At 65.5% G+C, this 20,820-nt stretch carries 25 protein-coding genes and 1 tRNA gene; 13 read left to right on the top strand and 13 right to left on the bottom strand.

The window, feature by feature from the left end; genetic code table 11:
- A partial coding sequence (locus tag ABIA30_RS12185; RefSeq protein ID WP_370065562.1) for an MspA family porin occupies positions 1-219 on the top strand: 219 nt, incomplete at its 5' end.
- 55 nt (positions 220-274) lie between these two features.
- Here ABIA30_RS12185 and mscL read toward each other — a convergent pair.
- The 4 genes from mscL to ABIA30_RS12205 form a co-directional block, all read right to left on the bottom strand.
- Positions 275-643: a large-conductance mechanosensitive channel protein MscL gene (gene mscL / locus ABIA30_RS12190; protein WP_370065564.1), complete on the bottom strand. Its 369-nt coding sequence runs from the start codon at positions 641-643 to the stop codon at positions 275-277.
- Between the two features lie 155 nt (positions 644-798).
- A complete protein-coding gene (locus ABIA30_RS12195; protein WP_370065567.1) occupies positions 799-1,461 on the bottom strand; it encodes an SAF domain-containing protein in 663 nt (220 codons plus the stop codon).
- A gap of 67 nt (positions 1,462-1,528) precedes the next feature.
- Positions 1,529-1,849 carry an FmdB family zinc ribbon protein gene (locus tag ABIA30_RS12200; RefSeq protein WP_370065569.1) on the bottom strand — a complete coding sequence of 107 codons (321 nt, stop codon included), beginning with the start codon at positions 1,847-1,849 and terminating at the stop codon, positions 1,529-1,531.
- A gap of 234 nt (positions 1,850-2,083) precedes the next feature.
- Positions 2,084-2,683, bottom strand: coding sequence for a 5-formyltetrahydrofolate cyclo-ligase (locus tag ABIA30_RS12205; protein ID WP_370065571.1), 600 nt, complete (start codon positions 2,681-2,683; stop codon positions 2,084-2,086).
- A 127-nt stretch (positions 2,684-2,810) separates the two neighbouring features.
- Here ABIA30_RS12205 and ABIA30_RS12210 point away from each other — a divergent pair, with 127 nt between their 5' ends.
- The 5 genes from ABIA30_RS12210 to ABIA30_RS12230 all read left to right on the top strand — a co-directional run bounded on the left by ABIA30_RS12210 (position 2,811) and on the right by ABIA30_RS12230 (position 7,216).
- Positions 2,811-3,719: a UTP--glucose-1-phosphate uridylyltransferase gene (locus ABIA30_RS12210; protein WP_370065573.1), complete on the top strand. Its 909-nt coding sequence runs from the start codon at positions 2,811-2,813 to the stop codon at positions 3,717-3,719.
- A gap of 121 nt (positions 3,720-3,840) precedes the next feature.
- Positions 3,841-5,085 (top strand): gephyrin-like molybdotransferase Glp, encoded by a 1,245-nt coding sequence (glp, locus tag ABIA30_RS12215; protein WP_370065575.1) that lies wholly within the window; start codon positions 3,841-3,843, stop codon positions 5,083-5,085.
- A 3-nt stretch (positions 5,086-5,088) separates the two neighbouring features.
- The gene (locus ABIA30_RS12220) at positions 5,089-5,742 is read left to right on the top strand and encodes a GNAT family N-acetyltransferase (RefSeq protein WP_370065577.1); all 654 of its coding nucleotides are present in this window, start codon (positions 5,089-5,091) and stop codon (positions 5,740-5,742) included.
- Between the two features lie 192 nt (positions 5,743-5,934).
- Positions 5,935-7,092 carry a gephyrin-like molybdotransferase receptor GlpR gene (gene glpR / locus ABIA30_RS12225; RefSeq protein ID WP_370065579.1) on the top strand — a complete coding sequence of 386 codons (1,158 nt, stop codon included), beginning with the start codon at positions 5,935-5,937 and terminating at the stop codon, positions 7,090-7,092.
- 51 nt (positions 7,093-7,143) lie between these two features.
- Positions 7,144-7,216: transfer RNA gene (locus ABIA30_RS12230), tRNA-Ala, on the top strand.
- Between the two features lie 115 nt (positions 7,217-7,331).
- Here ABIA30_RS12230 and usfY read toward each other — a convergent pair.
- The 5 genes from usfY to ABIA30_RS12255 all read right to left on the bottom strand — a co-directional run bounded on the left by usfY (position 7,332) and on the right by ABIA30_RS12255 (position 9,764).
- Positions 7,332-7,631, bottom strand: coding sequence for a protein UsfY (usfY, locus tag ABIA30_RS12235; RefSeq protein WP_370065581.1), 300 nt, complete (start codon positions 7,629-7,631; stop codon positions 7,332-7,334).
- 99 nt (positions 7,632-7,730) lie between these two features.
- Positions 7,731-8,642: a lysophospholipid acyltransferase family protein gene (locus ABIA30_RS12240; RefSeq protein WP_370065583.1), complete on the bottom strand. Its 912-nt coding sequence runs from the start codon at positions 8,640-8,642 to the stop codon at positions 7,731-7,733.
- A gap of 176 nt (positions 8,643-8,818) precedes the next feature.
- Entirely contained in the window at positions 8,819-9,184 is a 366-nt protein-coding gene (locus tag ABIA30_RS12245; RefSeq protein ID WP_370065585.1) for a WhiB family transcriptional regulator, read from the bottom strand.
- Positions 9,181-9,432, bottom strand: a complete 252-nt coding sequence (locus tag ABIA30_RS12250; protein ID WP_370065587.1) for a type B 50S ribosomal protein L31 — start codon at positions 9,430-9,432, stop codon at positions 9,181-9,183. The genes ABIA30_RS12245 and ABIA30_RS12250 overlap by 4 nt, the downstream gene beginning before the upstream one ends.
- Complete coding sequence (locus ABIA30_RS12255; protein ID WP_370065590.1) at positions 9,429-9,764, bottom strand: hypothetical protein; 336 nt, start codon at positions 9,762-9,764, stop codon at positions 9,429-9,431. Before ABIA30_RS12255 ends, ABIA30_RS12250 begins: the two co-directional genes overlap by 4 nt.
- Here ABIA30_RS12255 and ABIA30_RS12260 point away from each other — a divergent pair.
- Positions 9,730-10,971, top strand: a complete 1,242-nt coding sequence (locus ABIA30_RS12260; protein WP_370065592.1) for a glycoside hydrolase family 27 protein — start codon at positions 9,730-9,732, stop codon at positions 10,969-10,971. The genes ABIA30_RS12255 and ABIA30_RS12260 overlap by 35 nt on opposite strands.
- Here the strand turns inward: ABIA30_RS12260 and ABIA30_RS12265 are convergent.
- Positions 10,952-11,227 (bottom strand): hypothetical protein, encoded by a 276-nt coding sequence (locus ABIA30_RS12265; RefSeq protein ID WP_370065594.1) that lies wholly within the window; start codon positions 11,225-11,227, stop codon positions 10,952-10,954. The two genes, ABIA30_RS12260 and ABIA30_RS12265, sit on opposite strands and share 20 nt — an antisense overlap.
- A gap of 8 nt (positions 11,228-11,235) precedes the next feature.
- The gene (locus ABIA30_RS12270) at positions 11,236-12,945 is read right to left on the bottom strand and encodes a sodium:solute symporter family protein (RefSeq protein ID WP_370065596.1); all 1,710 of its coding nucleotides are present in this window, start codon (positions 12,943-12,945) and stop codon (positions 11,236-11,238) included.
- A gap of 116 nt (positions 12,946-13,061) precedes the next feature.
- Here ABIA30_RS12270 and galT point away from each other — a divergent pair, with 116 nt between their 5' ends.
- The 6 genes from galT to ABIA30_RS12300 all read left to right on the top strand — a co-directional run bounded on the left by galT (position 13,062) and on the right by ABIA30_RS12300 (position 18,498).
- Complete coding sequence (galT, locus tag ABIA30_RS12275) at positions 13,062-14,144, top strand: galactose-1-phosphate uridylyltransferase (RefSeq protein ID WP_370066294.1); 1,083 nt, start codon at positions 13,062-13,064, stop codon at positions 14,142-14,144.
- Complete coding sequence (locus ABIA30_RS12280) at positions 14,141-15,238, top strand: galactokinase (protein ID WP_370065598.1); 1,098 nt, start codon at positions 14,141-14,143, stop codon at positions 15,236-15,238. Before galT ends, ABIA30_RS12280 begins: the two co-directional genes overlap by 4 nt.
- Before the next feature lie 49 nt (positions 15,239-15,287).
- Positions 15,288-16,286 (top strand): GNAT family N-acetyltransferase, encoded by a 999-nt coding sequence (locus tag ABIA30_RS12285; protein ID WP_370065600.1) that lies wholly within the window; start codon positions 15,288-15,290, stop codon positions 16,284-16,286.
- Positions 16,286-17,116 (top strand): shikimate 5-dehydrogenase, encoded by an 831-nt coding sequence (locus tag ABIA30_RS12290; protein WP_370065602.1) that lies wholly within the window; start codon positions 16,286-16,288, stop codon positions 17,114-17,116. Before ABIA30_RS12285 ends, ABIA30_RS12290 begins: the two co-directional genes overlap by 1 nt.
- Before the next feature lie 67 nt (positions 17,117-17,183).
- On the top strand, positions 17,184-17,843 hold the full coding sequence (locus ABIA30_RS12295; protein ID WP_370065604.1) for a DUF5642 family protein: 660 nt from the start codon (positions 17,184-17,186) through the stop codon (positions 17,841-17,843).
- Positions 17,844-17,853: 10 nt separating this feature from the next.
- Entirely contained in the window at positions 17,854-18,498 is a 645-nt protein-coding gene (locus ABIA30_RS12300) for a DUF5642 family protein (protein ID WP_370065606.1), read from the top strand.
- A gap of 2 nt (positions 18,499-18,500) precedes the next feature.
- On the opposite strand, the gene ABIA30_RS12305 is transcribed toward ABIA30_RS12300, so the two are convergent.
- Together ABIA30_RS12305 and ABIA30_RS12310 are read right to left on the bottom strand one after the other, a co-directional pair.
- Positions 18,501-19,166, bottom strand: a complete 666-nt coding sequence (locus tag ABIA30_RS12305; RefSeq protein ID WP_370065608.1) for an alpha-ketoglutarate-dependent dioxygenase AlkB — start codon at positions 19,164-19,166, stop codon at positions 18,501-18,503.
- Positions 19,167-19,287: 121 nt separating this feature from the next.
- The gene (locus tag ABIA30_RS12310) at positions 19,288-20,778 is read right to left on the bottom strand and encodes a dolichyl-phosphate-mannose--protein mannosyltransferase (protein WP_370066296.1); all 1,491 of its coding nucleotides are present in this window, start codon (positions 20,776-20,778) and stop codon (positions 19,288-19,290) included.
- Positions 20,779-20,820 lie beyond the last annotated feature (42 nt).

Below are 20,820 nucleotides of genomic sequence, written 5' to 3' on the forward strand. Positions count from 1 at the left end.
GTGTCGATCTCTGCTGACCTCGGTAACGGTCCGGGTATCCAGGAAGTGGCCACCTTCTCGGTGGATGTGTCCGGTCCCAATGGTGCGGTGGCGGTGTCGAACGCCCACGGCACTGTGACCGGTGCGGCCGGTGGTGTGCTGCTGCGTCCGTTCGCCCGCCTGATCTCCAAAGCCGGCGACTCGGTCACCACCTACGGCGAACCCTGGAACATGAATTAGAAAACGAACAACAAAAACAGCCCCCGGCGAAAGTCGGGGGCTGTTTTTGTCGAGACTATTTCTTGTCGAGCAGATCGCGGATCTGGGTCAGCAGTGCGACCTCCTGCTTCACCGCGTCCTCCTTCTTCGCACGAACCCTGCTGTACGGCAGGACGATCACGAAATAGACCACCGCCGCGACCAGGACGAAATTGATGGCCCCGCTCAATACGGCGTTGAAGTCGACGTAGTTGTTGCCGAGAACGTGAATGCGCAGAACGCCGTATTGCTTGTTTCCGCCGGCACCGATGCTGGCGATCAACGGCTGGACGACGCCGTCGGTGAAGGCTTTGACGAGCGTCGTGAATGCGGCGCCGATGACCACGGCGACCGACAGGTCGACGATGTTCCCCTGGGCGAGGAATTCCTTGAATCCTTTGAGCATGCGTTCCTCCCTGATCTAGGCATACCTTCGGTTGAACCGTAGAGCGCTCGGCCTCGGTTCGCGACGGCCGGAAGCACCCGTACGCGGAAGCGATACAAGCCGTTGACGGATTCGATATGTCTTTGCCTGGCGTGCGCCCAGCTATCGGGTTTTCATCAGTGCAGGGTCAGCGTGATGCTGCGTGACAGTGCGGCGCCGGCGACGGTGTTCGCGGTGTGTCGGGGCAGTGCCACCAGTACCACGCGATCGGCTCTGTTGGTCGGTGCCTTCAACCGCTCCGAGACCAGGATGACGTGGGCATCGGTGGCTATTACCTCGGGTCGTTGTGCGGTCTGGTCGACCGAGTTGTCGGCGCCAGCCAGCACGTCGACCACGTCGCCCGGGCGCAGCAGGTCCAGCAGCGCGGCGTCGGCCAGGTGTAGTGGCACGATGCGCGCCTCCGGTCCCGCGGTGGCGCGCGCCAGTCTTGGGCCGAGGACCCGGACATCCGTCAGTACCTCGCCGCGTCGGGCCGGCCCGGCCAGGATTGCACCGACAAGCGAGTCGACGGTTGTCGTCGAACCTTCGGGAATCGTTGTGGCGGAACGTGATTCGAGGGCAACGTCGTCGGCGGTCAGCTCGACGCCAGGGGCGAGATCATGGGTTGCGACGACTACGGGGGCTTGCCGGGCCGAAGGGTCAGGGCGCAGCGCCGCGACAGCGGCCAGAACCACCAGCGCGCCGGCCGCAATTCGGCGGGCCAGGACTGTCCGGCTCCAGTCGGGGCGCCACCCGTGGCGTAGGCGGCTCAGCAGTGATGCGTCAAGGGAATCCCCCATGCGTCAAAACTAGACATGGGAGTCGTCAAAAGCTCGGGTCGTGCGACTCGGCCTGTGGATAACGTCGCTAGCCGGCGGTGCTGGCCGCGGGCGCTGACGAGGTCGACGAAGAAGACGAAGAAGTAGACGAAGACGAGTCGGACGAGCTGCTCGAGGACGAACTGCTCGATTCACTCTTGGCCGGCGCGGCGGCGGTGCTCGCACTCTTCGCGTCGCGGCTGTCGGTCCGGTAGAACCCGCTGCCCTTGAAGACCACTCCGACCGAGCCGAACAGCTTGCGTAGCCGGCCAGAGCACTTCGGGCACTCGGTCAACGCATCGTCGCTGAATGCCTGTACCGCGTCGAACCGGTTGTCGCACTCGGTACACGCATACGAATAGGTCGGCACGAAAACCTCCGGGGATGGGCAAACTTGTTGGCACTCTACCTGGTCAAGTGCTAGAACTGCCAAATGAGCCGGGACATTCCCTGTGCCCAGCAAAGGCCGATGTCAGGGAGGCCGGCGAACTAGCATCATATGCATGAGTAGCGATGCGGCAGCGTCCGGCTGCGACAACCCCAACTGCACCTGCGAGAACTGTAACTGTGGCTCCGACTGCACCTGCGGTTCGGACAGTTCCGACTAAGAGCCGAGCACGACCAGCCCGGCGCCCGGCGTGAGGGCGTGCGTCATCGGCACGTCATGCGCCTCCGAGGGCAGGTGTGGGACCAGTTCTTCGTCGCGCACCACCGCGACCAGTCGCGCATCGGGTGCGGCGAGGTGTAGCGAGCGGTCGTAGAAGCCCGCGCCGCGACCGAGCCTGACTCCGGACCGGTCGACAGCGAGCGCCGGGATCAAGACCACCTGGGCGAGGCGGATCGCAGCGGGCTCCAGATGGGGCGCCGCCGGTTCTCGTAGTCCGAATGCGGCGTCGACCAGCGCGTCGGGGCGGTAGTCGCCCCAAAACAGGGGCTGTTCGGCGCGGGTTACCGGCAACAAAACCCGTAGTCCGAGGGTGAGCAGCGCGTCGAGCATGGCCTGCGAACCGGGTTCGGTGCCGATCGGCAGGTATGCGCACACGGTCGTGATTGCCTGGCCTTCGCCAAGTCGTCCGATCTCCAACAAATGCCGTTGTATATCGAAAGCCTCGGATTGATGTTCGTTGGCCGAGATTGCTCGGCGGCGTCTAATTACGGCCGCGCGTACCTCGTCTTTTGAATTTTCCGGGGTCAGTCCATCCATCTGACCACCTTGTCGTCCTCCGGGGTGTCAGACTTCAATCTGTCCCTTCCGATAGTTCGCTGCGGCGTTCCGGTAAATATTGCACCTTGTGACAGATCTATCGTTCGTTGCCGTTATCGTTTGAACAATGACGACTCAGGCTCACGTGTCGATTCCGCGTACCGCAGTGGTTCCCGCCGCCGGTCTCGGCACCCGGTTCCTGCCTGCCACCAAGACAGTGCCCAAAGAGTTGCTGCCGGTCGTGGACACACCGGGCATCGAATTGGTCGCCGCTGAGGCGGCCGAAGCCGGCGGTGAGCGGCTGGTGATCGTCACCTCCGAGGGCAAAGACGGCGTCGTCGCCCACTTCGTCGAGGACCTCATCTTGGAGGGCACCCTTGAGGCTCGCGGCAAGCATGTGATGCTGGCGAAGGTCCGCCGGGCACCAGCATTGATCAAGGTCGAGTCGGTGGTGCAGCACGAGCCGCTGGGCCTGGGACACGCGATCGGTTGCGTCGAACCGGTGCTGGCGCCTGACGAAGATGCCATTGCGGTGCTGTTGCCCGACGACCTGGTACTGCCGACCGGCGTGCTGGAGACCATGTCGAAGGTGCGGGCCAAGCGCGGCGGCAGTGTGCTGTGCGCCTTCGAGGTGCCGCGGGAGGAGATCAGCGCCTACGGCGTGTTCGACGTCGAGGTGGTACCCGACGCCGCAAACCCGAATGTGCTGAAAGTCAAGGGCATGGTCGAGAAGCCCAAGGCCGAGGATGCGCCGTCGCTGTACGCCGCGGCCGGTCGCTATGTGCTTGACCGGGCTATCTTCGATGCGCTTCGCCGGGTCGACCGCGGGGTGGGCGGCGAGATTCAGCTGACCGATGCCATTGCGCTGCTGATTGCTGAGGGCCATCCGGTGCACGTCGTGGTACACCGCGGTTCCCGACACGACCTGGGAAATCCCGGCGGCTACCTCAAGGCTGCGGTTGACTTTGCGTTGGAGCGCGACGATTACGGGCCGGAGTTGCGGCGGTGGTTGGTCGAGCGATTGGGTCTGGGCTGATTCCCGGTCGCTTCGCTCGCCCTCCACGCTAAGTCTCAGTCGCTTCGCTCGCCCCTGACCGAGCGCTGAGCAGTAGCCCGTAGTCAGTAGGGTCGGCTCGGATATTGCAGAAAGGCAAGCGGTGCGTTCGGTTGAGGAGCAGCAGGCTCGGGTAGCGGCTGCGGCGGTGGCTCCCCGGCCCGTGCGTGTCGCGATTGCCGAAGCCCAGGGCCTGATGTGTGCCGAAGAGGTGGTCACCGAACGCCCGCTGCCGGGTTTTGACCAGGCCGCCATCGACGGCTACGCGGTGCGCAGTGTCGATGTCACGGGCGCGGACTCGAGCGGCGACGGCTCCGGTGAAATCAGTCTTCCGGTCATCTCGGTGATCTCGGCGGGTGACCGCACCCCGACCAGGTTGCAGCCGCGACAGGCGGCCCGGGTCCAGACGGGTGCGCCGATGCCAACCCTGGCCGACGCGGTGCTGCCGTTGCGATGGACCGACGGCGGCGATTCCCGCGTCCGGGTCATGCGTGGGGTGCGGTCGGGGGCTTACGTCCGGCGGACCGGTGACGACGTGCAACCCGGTGACGTTGCGGTGCGGGCCGGCACCATCATCGGGCCGGCGCAGGTCGGCCTGTTGGCGGCGGTCGGGCGCGAGCGGGTGCTGGTGCATCCGCGGCCGCGGTTGACGGTGATCTCTGTCGGCGGTGAGCTGGTCGACATTTCACGTACCCCGGGCAACGGCCAGGTTTATGACGTCAACTCGTATGCACTGGCTGCCGCCGGTCGGGACGCCGGTGCAGAGGTCAATCGGATCGGCATCGTCGATTCCGATCCCGTGACCTTGCGCGACGTGATCGAAGGCCAACTGAGCCGATCGGAGATCGTGGTGATCGCCGGCGCAGTGGGTGGCGCAGCCGCGGAGGGCGTGCGTGAGGTGCTCTCGAGCCTGGGGGAGATGGAGGTCGCCCGGATCGCGATGCACCCCGGCTCGGTGCAGGGTTTCGGGCAGTTGGGCCGCGACGGTGTGCCGGTGTTCCTGCTGCCTGCCAACCCGGTCAGCGCCCTGGTGGTGTTCGAGGTGATGGTTCGTCCGCTGATCCGGATGTCGCTGGGCAAGCGTCAGCCGTTGCGGCGGGTGGTACCCGCCCGTACGTTGTCGCCGATTTCCTCGGTGGTCGGACGCAAGGGCTACCTGCGCGGACAGCTGATGCGGGACCAGGACACCGGTGAGTATCTGGTGCAGGCGCTCGGCGGGGCGCCCGGCGCGTCGCACCTGCTGGCCACGCTGGCCGAAGCGAACTGCTTGGTGATCGTGCCAACCGAGGCCGAGCAGATCCGCACCGGCGAAACGGTCGACGTGGCTTTTCTCGCGCAGCGCGGCTGAGCGGTGAACTTGCTGCGTTCGAATTCGATTCATCCCGGGTGGCCGCTGTCGGTCGGTCCGCTCCGGGTGCGTGCCGGCGTGGTGCGATTGCGCCCGGTGCGGCTGCGTGACGGTGCGGTGTGGAGCCGGATCAGGCTGGCCGAGCGTGACCACCTGGAGCCGTGGGAGCCGGTCACCGAAGTGGATTGGCCTGCGCGCCATGCGATTTCGTCGTGGCCGTCGATCTGCTCGGGCTTGCGGGCCGAGGCGCGACGGGGGCGCATGCTGCCGTATGCGATCGAGCTCGACGGCGAATTCTGTGGGCAGTTGACCATTGGCAATGTGGCGCACGGGGCATTGCGATCTGCGTGGATCGGCTACTGGGTGAGCAAGAGCTTCAATGGTGGCGGCATCGCGACCGCGGCTTTGGCGTTGGGTGTCGATCATGGCTTCGGGGCAGTCGGGCTGCACCGGATCGAGGCCACGGTGCGGCCGGAAAATGGGGCCAGCCGGGCGGTGCTGGCCAAAGGAGGCTTCCGCGAGGAGGGCCTGCTGTGTCGGTACCTGGAAGTCGACGGGGCGTGGCGCGATCATCTGCTGGTGGCGCTCACTGTCGAAGAATTGCAGGGTTCGGCGGCATCTGCGCTGGTGAGGGCCGGTCGCGCCAGCTGGGTCTGAGCTCATTTCCGCGCTGCGTCACGCTCAGCGTGACCGGCCACGCCGAAATGGAATGTGGATTGTGTTGCAGATGTGACATATGTGACTGATGTGCTTGTAAGTAGTGAATTACAGGTGTGTAATTGACCCTGGCGCGTCGGCTTCGGATGCGCTGGTCACAGACCTAATCTGAAGGGGAAAGGAGCCGGCGACATGCCAAGCATCCCCCAGTCTTTACTGTGGATATCCCTAGTCGTCTTGTGGCTGTTCGTGCTTGTTCCGATGCTGATCAGCAAGCGCGATGCTGTCCGCCGGACGAGTGACGTGGCCCTTGCGACCCGTGTACTCAACAACAGCGGCAACTCCAGGCTGCGCCGCCGCAGTGGGCCGGCCGCCGGGCACTACAGCGACCCGCACTGGCGCCACGAGTCCGCCGGCGACGACGTTGATGAGCTCGATGACGAGCTGACGCGCGCGGAGGCGACGACGGACTCGATCCCGGTCGCTCCGCCTGAGACCGACACGCAGCGCGCGGTGGTCCTGGCCGACGTCGTCGAGACCGTGGTGACCGAGGAATCGAAGTACCTCGACGTCGAGGTGATCGACGAGGACTCCGGTGCACTGCCGGTCGGCGCATCGTTCGCCGCCGACAATGAGCCCGAAACGGCCGAGCTGCCACTGGAATTCGACAACATCTCCACTCCGACCGCCGCCATCCGGACGGTTTCCGAGGCCGATTTCGCGGCCGAGGCGGTTGACCAGGCCGGTATGGACGAGACGGTTGAGGCCGAGCCTGTTGCCGAGACCGCCGATGTGGATGCCGATCAAGAATCGCTCGAAGACGTCGACGATGGCACCGAGCACGACTATGAATACGTCGACGACTCGTCAGGTGTGGAAGCGCCCGAGAGTGAGGCCGAGCCGGCCGCGTCGACGGCACAGCTCCGCCGGAACCGCTACGAGTCCAAGGCGTCCATTGCAGCGGCCGAGCGCAAGTACCGGTTCCGCAGCCGCATGCTCTCCGGAATGGGCGTGGCGGTGTTGCTCTCGGGCATCGCGGCCTTCACCCTGTCGACGTCAATGTGGTGGCTGTGCGCCGTGATCAGCACAGTCACTCTGCTCTACCTCGCCTATCTGCGCCGTCAGACCCGGATCGAGGAGCAGCTGCGCCGCCGGCGGGCCCAGCGCATGATGCGGTCCCGGCATGGCGTGGAGAGCACCCACGACGAGGAATTCGACGTCGTCCCTTCGCGCTTGCGCCGCCCGGGCGCCGCCGTGCTCGACATCGACGACGAGGATCCGATCTTCGAGCATCTGGAGTACGCCACCGCATCGGCGCACTACGACCTGCCTCGGGCGGCCGGACAGTAGCTCGGTTTCCGGCAGACCGGATGGGACTGGTAGCCTGTGCTACCGGTACAAGGGGCTATAGCGCAGTTGGTAGCGCGTCTCGTTCGCATCGAGAAGGTCAGGGGTTCGATTCCCCTTAGCTCCACAAAGTCGGATAACCCGAACCCTCGTTTAGGGCTCGGGTTTTTTCGTTTAGATGTGGCTGCTGTCTCCAATTCACGTCGCGAAGCAGGACCACGAACAAGGATGAAGAAACGCGGCTACGCGGGCTTGTGGTCGTCGGGATGCTCTGAGAACCAACGGTTCTCGATACGGACTACTCGTCGGTGCTCGAGGACGAGCCATGCCGTACCGCCGAGGATCGCGCAGATGCCGACGATCGCCGCGGTGGGTACCCACTCGCCGTGGTGGTAGGCCGCAGCGGCGATGCCACCTACCAGAGATAGTGCTCCGAGGACGATGGAGATGAATCCCGGCCAGCTGTAGATGTCGATGAAGTGCTCACCGGTGTGGGGCAGGGTCGTGCGGAAATGATCGGTGGGATCTTTGAAGTTCGCCATGACAACCTCCTATTAACAGGGCTAATCATCAGAATTAGTCCGGCGACCGTCATGTTCATGATGCTCCTTTGTCGCCATAGGGGGTAGTGCGTCAGCTGGTCAGCCCACCTGGTCGATCGTTTGAGGTGCCTGAGCGGCGCGCGTCCATGCCAGCGGGTTGAGGTTGCGGTACGGATCGCCATCCCGAACCTGCTGCAGGTCGGACAGGATCTGCTCCAGTGCGTGCTGGGTGGAGCCTTTGACCGTCTCCACCCACTTGGCGTGGTCGGCCCGCGCGGGCGCGGTCGTGCTGATCGGCTCGCCGAACTGCAGGTACATACGTTGCGGTCGGGGGATCAGCGTCGGGCCGACGCCGCGCACCAACGGCATCGCCATGTCGCTGCGCCCACTGAACCGCTCGCCGATGGCCTGACTCAGTCGTCCGAGTGCGCTGTCCCGTTCGGTGAGTGCTTGGTAGAGGTCGTCGCTGCCCACCAGGCCGACCGGCACTATCGGGTAGCCGCTTTCGATGGCAACCCGGGCGAACCCGCTACGGCCTTCCCATTTCAGCTGGTACTCCTCGCCCTTGAACTTGGGCATCTCGCGGCCGCCGCCCGGGAAAACCAGCACGGTTTCGTTGTGCCGCATCAATTCTCGCGCGGTATCGGGGTGGCCGACCACTCCGCCGTAGGCGGCTACCAGGTCTCCGCCGAAGCCTTTCACCTGAGCCAGCGCCCGCTCGGCGAGTGGACGCACCCGCACCCCGAGTTCTCTGCGGACGTAGAACGGCACCAGCAGCGTCTCGGCGAATCCGAACGCGGTGTGGTTGCCGACCAACAGAAATCGACCGTCGCGGGGAAGCCTGTCCAGGCCGGCGACGTACGGCCGGTAGAGGTCGACCACCGGGTCGAGGGCATCGCCAGTGGCGTCCAATACATTTCGTAGCGCTCTCACCCGCTGCGGTTGATCCATGATTGCGGCGATCTCGTCATCGCTGACGGTCGGCCGGCCCTGTGGCGGTCCAAATCCCATCGTTGCCTCCGTGCGGTCATTGAGTGTTGTCATCAACCGTACGGACAAATTAATTAGTCCAGCTAGCGGTATTGTGTGTGATTTGTCACGCAGCTGAGGCTCGTTGCGCCGCGGCGGTTCGGGCGCTTGCGCATCCTGTCGATGTCTGCCGACGCCCGTGCGCTGAATCGTCGAGGTCAGGGCGACCGGGTCTGTTGCAGTGCGACCCGCTCCTTGGGCGTGGTTGCACCCCAGATGCCGTAGATCTCACCGACTTCCATTGCGTGGCTGAGGCATTCGTGGATCACTTGGCAGCCGCGACAGACCTGCTTGGCGTTCTCCTCGTGTATGACCCGGCGCAGGCCTCGGTCATCGTCGGTGGTGAAGAACACCTCGGCGGGCAGTCCCCGGCACCGCGCTCGCAACTGCCAGTCCCAGGCCTGGGTTGTCGGGTTGCCCCGAACGGGGCCACCCGGACGCGGCCGATGTCGACCAGCGGCCCGCCCCTCGCGACCGAATGTTTCGCCGGGGCAAGGCGATACGCGGGTGTGTGGCAAGTTCATCGCCCGTACTTGCGGTTGAACTTCTCTACCCGGCCCGCGGTGTCGACGAGCTGGCGCTTGCCGGTCCACACCGGGTGCGAGTCGGCGGTCACGTCGACGACGATAAGTGGGTACGTGCGAAGCCCTTCGGCGGTCTGCCAGTCGATGGTGCGTGGGCTTGTTGCCGTTGATCGGGTGAGGAACATGTGTCCGGTGGTGGCGTCCTGGAAGACGACGGGGTGGTAGTCGGGGTGGATTTCGGGTTTCACGTCGCACCTCGTTCTTGAAAATGGTTTTCATTAAAGCGTGGCCGACGATACCGCAGCCATCCCGTGTTGTCGAAAATCGTTTTCAATAACTGGCCTGCGGCCCATTTGCCGACCACCCCGCTACTGTCGACTGGCCCGCTCACCCCGACGATGAGGACGCCGATGCGACGGATCTGCTCAATGGTTGTGGTTCTGCTGTGCGCGGCACTGCTGCAAACCGGCTGCACCAAACCACAGTCGCCACCCGCGGCGCAGTCATCGAGCCCGCCGATGGGCTGGAACTCATGGAATTCGGGCGTGCCACTGACCGAAACCAACATCAAGGCGGTCATCGACGCCATGGTTTCTTCGGGCCTGCGCGATGCCGGATACCGCTACGTCAACCTCGATGCCGGCTGGGCGGCCCCGCAGCGCACGCCGGGCGGTGAATTGCAGGCCGACCCAACGAAATTCCCGGGCGGCATGGCTGATCTGGCCAAGTACGCCCACGACCATGACATGTCGCTGGGCCTGTACGCCAGCCCGTTCAACGAAGGGTGCAGCGCCGAACCGGCCTTGGCGGCGGTCGGGCATGAAACCCAGGACGCCAAGGACTATGCGGCCTGGGGAGTGGACTTCCTCAAGTACGACTGGTGCCGCGGCGAGGCAGACCACCAGCACCAGGTGCAGGTCTTCACCGCCATGCGTGACGCCCTGCGCGCGTCCGGTCGGCACATCGTCTACAGCATCAACCCGAACAGTTCTGACGATCTGACCGCCGGTGCGCGTTACGACTGGTCAGGCATCGCCGACATGGCACGCGCCACCAGCGATCTGGTTCCGGTCTGGAAAGACCGGCTGCCCCGACTGGGCCCACTGGATCCGTTCGAATGGCAGACCTACCTCGGCATCCCCGACGAATTCAGCATTGCGGCAAAGTCATTGACGCACAGCAAGCCCGGCTACTCGGTGGACGCCGACATGCTGGTCGCCGGCATCGGCTGGGACGACTGGGCGGCCAAACATCTCAAGTCGATTCGCAACGCGCTGACCATCGGGACGCCGCCCGATGAGGTGCGGCAGTACGCGACAGCATCCGACGATCAGCTTCTGCAGCTGGTGACCGCCCGCCAGCCCAACCTGACCGCCGACGAACAACGCGCTCACCTGTCGCTCTGGGCCATGTTGTCGGCGCCCCTGATTGCCGGCAACGACGTGCGCAGCATGAGCCAGGAGACCCGCGACATCCTGACCAACCGCGACGTCCTGGCCATCGACCAGGATCCGCTGGCCGCGCCATCTCATCCGCTGCCGGCCGAGCCGCGGGTGCTGCTCAAATCGTTGTCCGACGGCGCCGTCGCGATAGCGCTGTACAACGCGGGCGACAAGCCGGTCAACGTCGGCACCACCGCAGCCGATGCCGGCCTTGGGCCATCCAAGTGCTATTCGGTGCGTGACGCCTGGGCACACACCGACAGCACCACCACCGGGCCGATCGGCGGCAATACCGTTGCACCGCATTCGGTTACGTTGCTGCGCGTCACTCCGACGTGTCCGTAGCCGCGGCAGGCATCGGTCGCAGCACGGCCCAGATGAAGAACGTGGCCGCGATACCCAGCAACACCAGGCCCACCCACCAATTGGCGTCGGTCCCGACGTACATGTCCAGGCGGTTGCCCGTCGCTGCCGGATCCCGGTGTGGACCCAGCAGCGCAGGCACGAACCCGGCCACGGTCAGCAGCGCACCGTAGATGCCGAGTAGCGAGCCGATGATGCAGCGGATATCGAACAGGTAGTGCAGCAGTTTTCTGGCCATCGGTACCCCTAATGCATCACGACGTCGAGTGTCAGCACGACCACCAGCATCACGGCGGCCAGCGGAACGGGCTTGAGGTACCAGGGCTTTCCAGCGTCGGCGGGGTCTTGCAGCAGTGACACCGTCGTCTCGGAATAGACCAGCCCGGCCAGCTCTTCGCGTGGCTTGGGCGCCGTCACCAGGCTCACCCCGATGCTCACGGCGATGTCGACCACGAACGCCGCGGTTGCGGCGAGGAACGGCATACCCTGCCCGGGAAGATTGATCACGCCAACCTTGGACAGTGCGAAAACAGTGATCGCAGAACAGGTCCCGGAGACCAGTCCGGCCCATCCGGCGGTCGCGGTCATCCGCCGCCAGAACATGCCCAAGATGAACGTCGCGAACAACGGCGCGTTGAAGAAGCCGAACAACGTCTGCAGATAGTCCATGAGGTTGGAATAACCGGAGGCGATCACCGCGGTGAACACCGCCAGGACGGTGGCCACGACCGTCGCGTAACGGCCCACCTTGATGTAGTAGGCATCGGGCCGGTCTTTGATCACGTACTGCTGCCAGATGTCGTAGCTGACGACGGTGTTGAACGCCGAGATGTTGGCCGCCATGCCGGCCATGAACGAGGCGATCAGGCCGGTGATCGCGACCCCGAGCAGCCCGTTGGGCAGCACGTCGCGCACCAGTAGCAGGATCGCGTCGTTGTACGTGACCTGCCCGCTGCCAGCCGATTTCAGATGTATCACATCACCGATCACCGCGGCGCTGATCATGCCGGGCACCACCACGACGAACGGGATCAGCATCTTCGGGAAGGCGCCGATGATGGGGGAGCGGCGCGCCGCCGACATCGAGTTCGATGCCATCGCGCGTTGCACTTCGACGAAGTTGGTGGTCCAGTAGCCGAACGACAACACGAAACCCAGGCCGAAGACGATGCCGATGACCGACCAGACGGGGCTACTGAACCCACTCAGCGCCTGCCCCGGCCAGGTGTTCAACTGCTGCTGCACGGTGGCGGTCACGGCCCCGTCGGCGTTGACGGTGTGGATGACCTTGGCCTTCAAGCCGTTCCACCCGCCGACCTTGATCAGTCCGAAGATCGTCAACGGCACCAAGGCGGCCAGGATGACGAAGAACTGCAGCACCTCGTTGTAGATCGCCGCAGACAATCCGCCGAGAGCGGTGTAGGTCAGCACGATTGCGGCGGCCGTCAGCAGTGACACCCAGTGCGTCCACCCCAGCAGGGCATTGATCACGGTGGCGAGCAGGAACAGATTGACTCCCGCGATAAGCACCTGTGCCACAGCGAAACTCACCGCGTTCACCAGATGTGCGCCAGGACCGAACCGGCGGCGCATGAACTCCGGCACGCTTCGGACCTTGGACCCGTAGTAGAAGGGCATCATCACCACGCCCAGGAACAGCATCGCCGGGACGGCGCCGATCCAGTAGTAATGCATGGTGGGCAGCCCGATCTGGGCGCCGTTGGCCGACATCCCCATGATCTCGACGGCGCCGAGATTGGCCGACACGAAGGCAATGCCGGTGACCCAGGCCGGCAACCGTCGACCGGACAGGAAGAAGTCCAGGCTCGAGCTGATCTGGCTGCGGGCCAGGTAACCGATGCCCAGCACGAACACGAAATAGATTGCAACCAGCGTGTAGTCCAGTGCCCCGACGTGTAGTCGCAGAGGGCTTTCGGCCAGTGTGGTGGTCAGCATGGTTGCCGCGTCGCCTCCTCAGCGCTGACGTTGTCCAGACGGTAACAGCGTGGCCCGTGCACGTCGATGAAGTCGGCACAGGAAGTCCGGCTAGTGTTCGGATCGTGACGGTGCCGATGCGGGAGCGACTCGCCGATGGCCGCGACATCTGGTTCTTCGGGCTGCCCGGGCACCGTCCCGAACCGGTACCCGATCGACGGCCGTTGCCGGCCCGGACGTCCGGTGGGTCACAGCTGCGGTTCGACCACACCACCGGCCAGTGGGTCGTCATCGCCGCCCTGCGCCAGGACCGCACCTTCAAACCCCCGGTGGACCAGTGCCCGCTGTGCCCGGGACCCACTGGGCTGACCAGTGAGGTACCGGCGGCGGACTATGACGTCGTCGTATTCGAGAACCGCTTCCCAGGCATGTCGGCGGTACCGGATTTCGAACTGCCCACCGCCGGGCCCGGTTTCGCCGGGTTCGACACGGCGCCGGGGCACGGTCGCTGCGAAGTGGTGTGCTTTTCCAGCGACCACCAGGGATCGTTCGCACAGTTGTCGATACCGCAGGCGAGGTTGGTGATCGAGGCGTGGCGCCATCGCACCGCCGACCTGATGGCCCGCCCCGGCATCGAGCAGGTTTTCTGCTTCGAGAACCGCGGCGAGGACGTCGGCGTGACGCTCACTCACCCGCATGGTCAGATCTACGGCTACTCGTTCCTCACCCCCCGCGCGACGGCGATGTTGGAGCAGGCCGGGGAACACCGGAAAGCCCACGACACCAACCTGTTCGGTGCACTGTTGGCGGCCGAGCGCACTGACGGACGGCGAGTCATCGCGGCCAACGAACACTTCACCGCATTCGTGCCCTTCGCCGCCCGCTGGCCGGTGGAGGTCCACATCTATCCGAACCGGTTCGTGCACAACATCGTTGAGCTGTCTGACGACGAGGCCGATGCACTCACCGCGGTCTATCTCGATGTGCTGCAACGGTTCGACCGACTCTATGACACACCGCTGCCCTACATGTCGGCATTGCACCAGTACCACGGCCGCGGGGTGCAGCAGGAAGGCTATTTCCACATCGAGTTGATGTCGCCACGGCGGGCGGCGAACAAGCTGAAATACCTGGCCGCCTCGGAGTCTGCGATGGATGCGTTCATCGGCGACGTGCTGCCCGAGGACGTCGCCACGCGCCTCCAACAGGTAGCGGAATGAGTGACCGTACAATAGCTTTCGCTGCGCCCGGGCGAATCAATCTGATCGGCGAACACACCGATTACAACCTCGGATTTGCCTTGCCGATCGCGCTGCCGCAGCGCACCGTCGTCACGTTCAGCCCGGACGGTTCCGGCCGGATCACCGTGGCCAGCGCTCAGGAAGACGACCCGGTTCAGATTCCGCTCGATACCCGGCCCGGCGACATCGCGGGTTGGGCCGGCTACGTGGCGGGGGTCATCTGGGCGGTGACCTCGACCGGCTACCGGGTACCGGGTGGTTTCCTGCAGATCCGCAGCGACGTACCGATCGGTTCGGGCCTGTCCTCCTCGGCAGCGCTGGAGTGTGCCGTCCTCGGTGCGCTGGCCGCGGCGGCCGGCGCACCGCTCGCGCGCCTCGAACAAGCGCGGGTCGCTCAGCGTGCCGAGAACGAGTACGTCGGTGCTCCAACGGGTTTGCTCGATCAGATCGCGGTGCTGTTCGGCGAACCCGGCAAAGCGGTATTGATCGACTTCGCCGAAACTCGGATTCAGCCAGTGGATTTCGATCCGGAGGTCACCGGAGTGGCGTTGCTGTTGATCGACTCACGGTCCCGGCACCAGCACGCCGGCGGAGACTATGCCGACCGCCGCGCGTCCTGCGAACGAGCGGCGGCGGCGATGGGCGTCAGCACGTTGCGCGACGTCCAGGACCGCGGCGTCACCGCACTCGCCGAGGTGGCGGACCCGATCGACATGCGCCGGGCCCGTCATGTCATCACCGAGAATCAACGGGTACTCGATTTCGTCGCGGCGGTGGGCCGGGGCGATTTCGTCGCGGGTGGCCGTATCTTCACCGACTCCCAGGCATCGATGCGTGATGACTTTCAGATCACCACCGGACACATCGATCTGATCGCCGACAGTGCCGTCCGCGCCGGAGCGCTGGGGGCGCGGATGACCGGTGGTGGATTCGGCGGCTGCGTGATCGCGCTGGTCCCGGCTGAAAGACTCGATGCGGTCAGCACCGCTGTGAGGGCCGACACGCTTCGGGCCGGCCTCGTCGACCCGATCGTCAGTCGGACCTGGGCCGCGGCGGGCGCGGACCTTTGCTGAGAGCTCCGAACCGGACGCGTTGAACCCTGCCGGCCGGTAGCCTGGCGAGGTGGCGGAATCGACTGCGGCGCATGCCGACGAGCTGGCACAGCTGGAGTTCTTTTCGGGGTGCCAGGTTGCAGACTTGGCCGGACTGGCCCCGCTACTGCATCCGCTGACGGCGGCCCCCGGTGAGGTACTGATGACCCAGGGAGAACCGGCGTTGTCGTTCGCGCTGATCGGTTCCGGCGCGGTCCGCGTCACCCATGCCGCGCCGGACGGCGAACTGAGCGTGCACAACATCGGTGCCGGCTTCATCATCGGCGAGATCGCGCTGCTGCGCGGAGCCACCCGCAACGCCACGGTGCTGGTCACCGAACCACTGACCGGCTGGATCGGCGGCCACGACGCCCTCACGGTCATGCTCCACGTGCCATGCATGGCGGAGCGGTTGGTGCGCACCGCGCGGCAGCGATTGGCGGCGTTCATCACGCCGATGCCGGTGCGGCTGCGCGACCGCAGCCAGATGTTCCTGCGGCCGGTGTTGCCGGGTGACAATCCTCAGGTGCGCAGGGGGCCGGTCGAGTTCTCCACCGACACGCTGTACCGGCGGTTCCAGACGGCGCATCAGCCCAGCCCAGCACTGATGGCCTACCTGTTCGAGGTGGACTACGCGGACCACTTCGTCTGGGTACTTACCGACGGCGCCGACGGACCGATGGTCGCCGACGCGAGATTCGTTCGGCTACCGGATAATCCGACGGTTGCCGAGATCGCGTTCATGGTGGGCGACGACTATCAGGGGCGCGGCATCGGTACCTTCTTGATGGACGCCCTAGTACCCGCCGCCCGGGGTGCCGGTGTCGAGCGGTTCACCGCTCGGGTGCTGTCCGACAATATGCCGATGCGAAAGATCTTGGAGCACTACGGTGCGACCTGGGAACGCGACGACCGCAACATGATTGTCACCGAGTTCGACGTGCCGGCCCCGCGGCAGCTGTCGTTGTCGCAGCACCAGTATCGTGAAATCTATTCGCTGGCAAGGCAGGTCATCAAGGCGGTGGGTTGATGAATGAGTCGCGGCGCCCGCCGCTGAACAAGGACACTCGGCTGTGCATCTCGCTGGCCGCCCGGCCGAGCAACATCGGCACCCGGTTCCACAACTATCTGTACGAGCAGCTGGGCCTGGATTTCATCTACAAGGCTTTCACCACCACTGATATCGCTGCCGCGATCGGGGGCGTGCGGGCCCTGGGCATCCGTGGCTGTTCGGTGTCGATGCCGTTCAAGGAGGACGTCATCGCCTTGGTGGACACCATGGAAGCCTCTGCGCTGGCGATCAATTCGGTCAACACGATCGTCAACGACGACGGGCAGCTGACCGCCTCCAACACCGACTACGTGGCGGTGGCCCGGCTGATCGCCGAGTATCGGCTCGACCCGTCCGCGACTGTGCTCATCCGGGGGAGCGGCGGCATGGCCAGCGCTGTGGCATCAGCGTTCCGGGACAACGGGTTTGGTTCCGGCACCGTGGTTGCGCGCAATGCGCAGACGGGCCGCCGGCTGGCCGATCGACTGGGGTATGACTACGCCCCCGAGGTCCCGGATCGTGGTGCCGACATCGTGGTCAACGTGACGCCGATCGGTATGACCGGCGGCCCCGAGTCCACTGACCTGGCGTTCGATGAATCGGTGATTGCCAAGGCACACACCGTGTTCGACGTGGTCGCGCTGCCCTCGGAGACGCCGTTGATCGTCAGCGCCCGGGCGAGCGGGACCCCGGTGATCACCGGCGCCGAGGTCATCGCGCTGCAGGCCGCCGAGCAGTTCGAGCGGTATACCGGGGTGCGGCCCAGCGCCGATCAGGTGGCGGCCGCGTCGGCCTTCTCTCGTGCCTGAGCGATTCGTGCGCCTTTTCCCGCGCGCACTGCGGACAGATCGCGGGTAGATGGGGTATCAACTCCGTATGCGCGTCGTAGCGTGCTCGGGGTTGGTGTTGCTGTGCGCTGCCTGCGGACCGTCCGGCGCGCCACCTGGACCGTCGGCCACCACGACTGCCCATGCGGTTGACCCGGCAGGTATCGATCGGGTCCGGACCCGATTGCCCGCCGACTACGAGATCGCGATCCTGCCGAAACCCACAATGCCGGCCACCTTCTGGGGTTTCGCCCCCGGCTGGGTCTCGGATCCGACTGAATGCGGCGCGCTGGCGACGGTCGGGACCCAGACCGGTCCGCGCGGCTGGGCCGCTTCCGGACCGGGTGGCATCGTGTATGCGCTGGCGGCGAGCGCACCGGCGCCGCCCGCGGAACTGCGTGCCGGTTGTGCGGCGTGGACCGTCACCGGCGGGCACACCACGGCCTCGGTCGCGTTGGGAGAGGGGCCGCAGATCTCCGATGCGCAGACCCTCGCGATTACCGCTGACGCCACCACCCGCGTCGAGAACGGAACCGAAACCCACTCGCATGCAAGTACTCTCGTCGCCTATCTGGATGACCTGGCGGTATCGGTGACAGTGGTGACCGATCCGGGTGCCGGCGGTGCAGCGTTGCCGGAGCAGCTGCCGGCCCAACTGCTCGGCGCGGCGGTGCAGGCCATCCGGGGCGCTGGACCTGGCACGCGGTAGATTGACGGCAATGTTCAAAAAGGCGCTGGCGGTCGGATGCGTAGCTCTGTTGGCCGCATGCTCGTCCGCCGGTTCTCCCGACATCTCCCGGCTGCTGGATCTGCGACCGGAGTTCGGGCAGGACTACAACGTCAGCACGATCAAGAAGTCCGGCTTCGACCCGAAGTTGTTCGCCAACAAGGCCTTGCCGGGCGGGCTCACCTACCAACCGCCGGAATGCTCCAAGTTCTCCACCGGGATGAACCTGCCGACCGATTCGCAGGGCAACATGACCGAGATGACGGCCGAGGGGCAGGGCAACAGCTTCATCCTGCTGGCGGTCGAGACGTCCACCCCGGTGCCCATCGCCGACCCCGGCGACGCCTGCAAGAAGTTCACCTTCTCGGGTACCGGATTGCGTGGCACGGTCGAAAAGGTCGATGCCCCGAACATCGACGGGGTCAAGACGCTCGGCACCCACCGAATGCTCGTCACCATGGCGAACGGGCGGCCGGCCATCGGTGAGTTGTATACCTACGTCGCAACTTTCGATGACGTCATGGTCGAGGTCATCGCCAGGCCGCTGCTGACGCCCAATGCCCCCATGCCGCCCGTCAACACCGACAAGGCCCGCGACCTGTTGACCAAAGCGGTGGCCGCGGTACGCGGCAAATAGCCTCAGCGCACGTCGCGCGGACGGAACTGGATGCTGATCCGCGGCCCCGTCGGGCGGGCGGTCTTGGGTACCGAGTGTTCCCAGGTGCGCTGACACGAACCGCCCATGACCAGTAGATCGCCGTGTACCTGTGGCAGTCGCAGGCTGGGGCGTCGTCCGACGGAGGCGGACCGTGACTCAGGTCCGACGGAGGCGGACCCTGACTCGGGTCCGCCGGCTTCGGTCATGCGTGGCCGCAGCGCGAAAACCCTTGTCGCACCCAGGCTCAGCACCGCGACCATGGTGTCCTCGGTGCTGCTGCGGCCGATGGTGTCGCCGTGCCAGGCGACGCTGTCCGACCCGTCGCGGTACAGGCACAGCCCGACACTGGTGAACGGCTCTCCCAGCTCGCCGGCATAGGTGTCGTTGAGCCGCACCCGAAGCCGCGCCAGGGCCGGGTGCGGTGCCCGTTGCGCGACCAGATCGTGAAAGCTCACCAACCGCGGCACGTCGAGCACCCGGTCGTACATCTGGCGCTGCTCGGCACGCCACGGAATGCTGGTCAGCAGTTCGTCGTACAGCGTGTCGGCGTCGGTCAGCCAGCCGGCGCGGATGTCGATCCAGGCGCCGGCGCCCAGATGCCGCCGCTGCGCGTGGTCGAACAGCGAACCCTGAACCGCCAAGGACACCCCGACATGGTATCGCACAGACGTTCGAAACTCTCATCCAAACGTGCGGTTGGGCCCCAAAGTGCGGGTAACTCCGGCCATTTCGTCGATCACGGTGGCGCGGGCGGCAAGTCCGGTGAAGCTAACGCCAGGACGGCAGGATGATCTCCATGTTCCACGTCGACGGCGAGATCGGCAGGCCGGTGAGGATCGGGTACATCCAGGCGAAGTTGGTGATCACCGCCGCCACGTAGAAACACACCACCAGCAGGCCCAGGGTCCGACGCTCCGGATCAGGCGAGCGCGTGTAGAGCACGTCGCTGAGTATCAGCGCGATCATCATCACCAGGAACGGCGCCATCGGGGTGGCGTAGAAGAAGTACATCTGCCGATCGATGTCGGCGAACCACGGCAGGAATCCAGCGGCGTACCCGGCCAGCGCCGCGGCGTAACGCCAATCCCGCCGCACGAAGGTCCGCCACACCGCCCAGACCAACACAGGCACTGCGAGAAACCACATGGCCGGCGTTCCGGCCAGCATGACGGCCTTGACGCACGACGCCGGACCGCAGCCGGGCACGTTGTTGTTATCGATGGCGTACAGCACCGGGCGCAGCGACATCGGCCACGTCCACGGCTTGGACTCCCAGGGGTGGTGGTTGCCCGCGGCGTTGGTCAAGCCGGAATGGAACCGGTAGACGTCGTGCGTGTAGTACCAGAGCGAGCGCAGCGCATCGAACCGGCCGTCGCCGATCATGCGACCTTCCATGTGCCGGTCGATTGCCGTCTCAGAGGCGAACCATGGTGCGTACGAGGCGAAATACACCCCGACCGGAATCACCACCAGCGCCCACACGCCGGGCAGTACATCTCGGCCGATGGCACCCAACCACGGGCGCGGCACGCGGTACTGCCGGCGTACCGCGATGTCGAACGCGACCGTCAGCAGGCCGAAGAACACGATGTAATACAGGCCCGACCATTTGGTGGCCAGCGCCAGGCCCAGCATGAGGCCGGCGCCGAATCGCCACCACCGCACACCGAATCGCGGGCCCCATGCAGTGTCGGCGATCCGGCCCTCGGTCATCGCCACGTGCATGCGCTGGCGCATCTGGTCGCGGTCGACGATCAGGCAACCGAAAGCGGCCACTATGAACACGGTTTGGTACACGTCCAGCAGCGCGGTGCGGGCGGATACGAAGCTGACACCGTCGCAGACGATCAACAGCCCCGCGATGCCGCCGATCAGCGTCGACCGGGTGATCCGCCGGACGATCCGGGCCACCAGTGCCACCAGTACGATGCCGCATACCGCACCGGAGAACCGCCAACCGACGCCGTTGTAGCCGAACAGCCATTCGCCGAGGGCCATCAACTGTTTACCGACCGGCGGGTGCACCACCAGGCCGTAGCCCGGGTTGTCCTCGACGCCGCGGTTGTGCAGTACCTGCCAGGCCTGCGGGGCGTAGTGCTTCTCGTCGAAGATCGGGGTGCCGGCATCGGTGGGAGACGCCAGGTTGAGGAAGCGGGTGATGGCCGCCAGCGCGGTGACGACGGCCGTCATCACCCAGCCCTGCAGCCGATCGATCGGCCCGAAATCGGGTGCCGGCTGCACCGGCGCCGGGCTGATCATCGGGACCGCGGGCTCGGCGTCGGAGGTATCGAGTGCGGGGGC

The sequence above is a fragment of the Mycobacterium sp. MAA66 genome (assembly GCF_041261665.1).
Lineage (GTDB): Bacteria > Actinomycetota > Actinomycetes > Mycobacteriales > Mycobacteriaceae > Mycobacterium.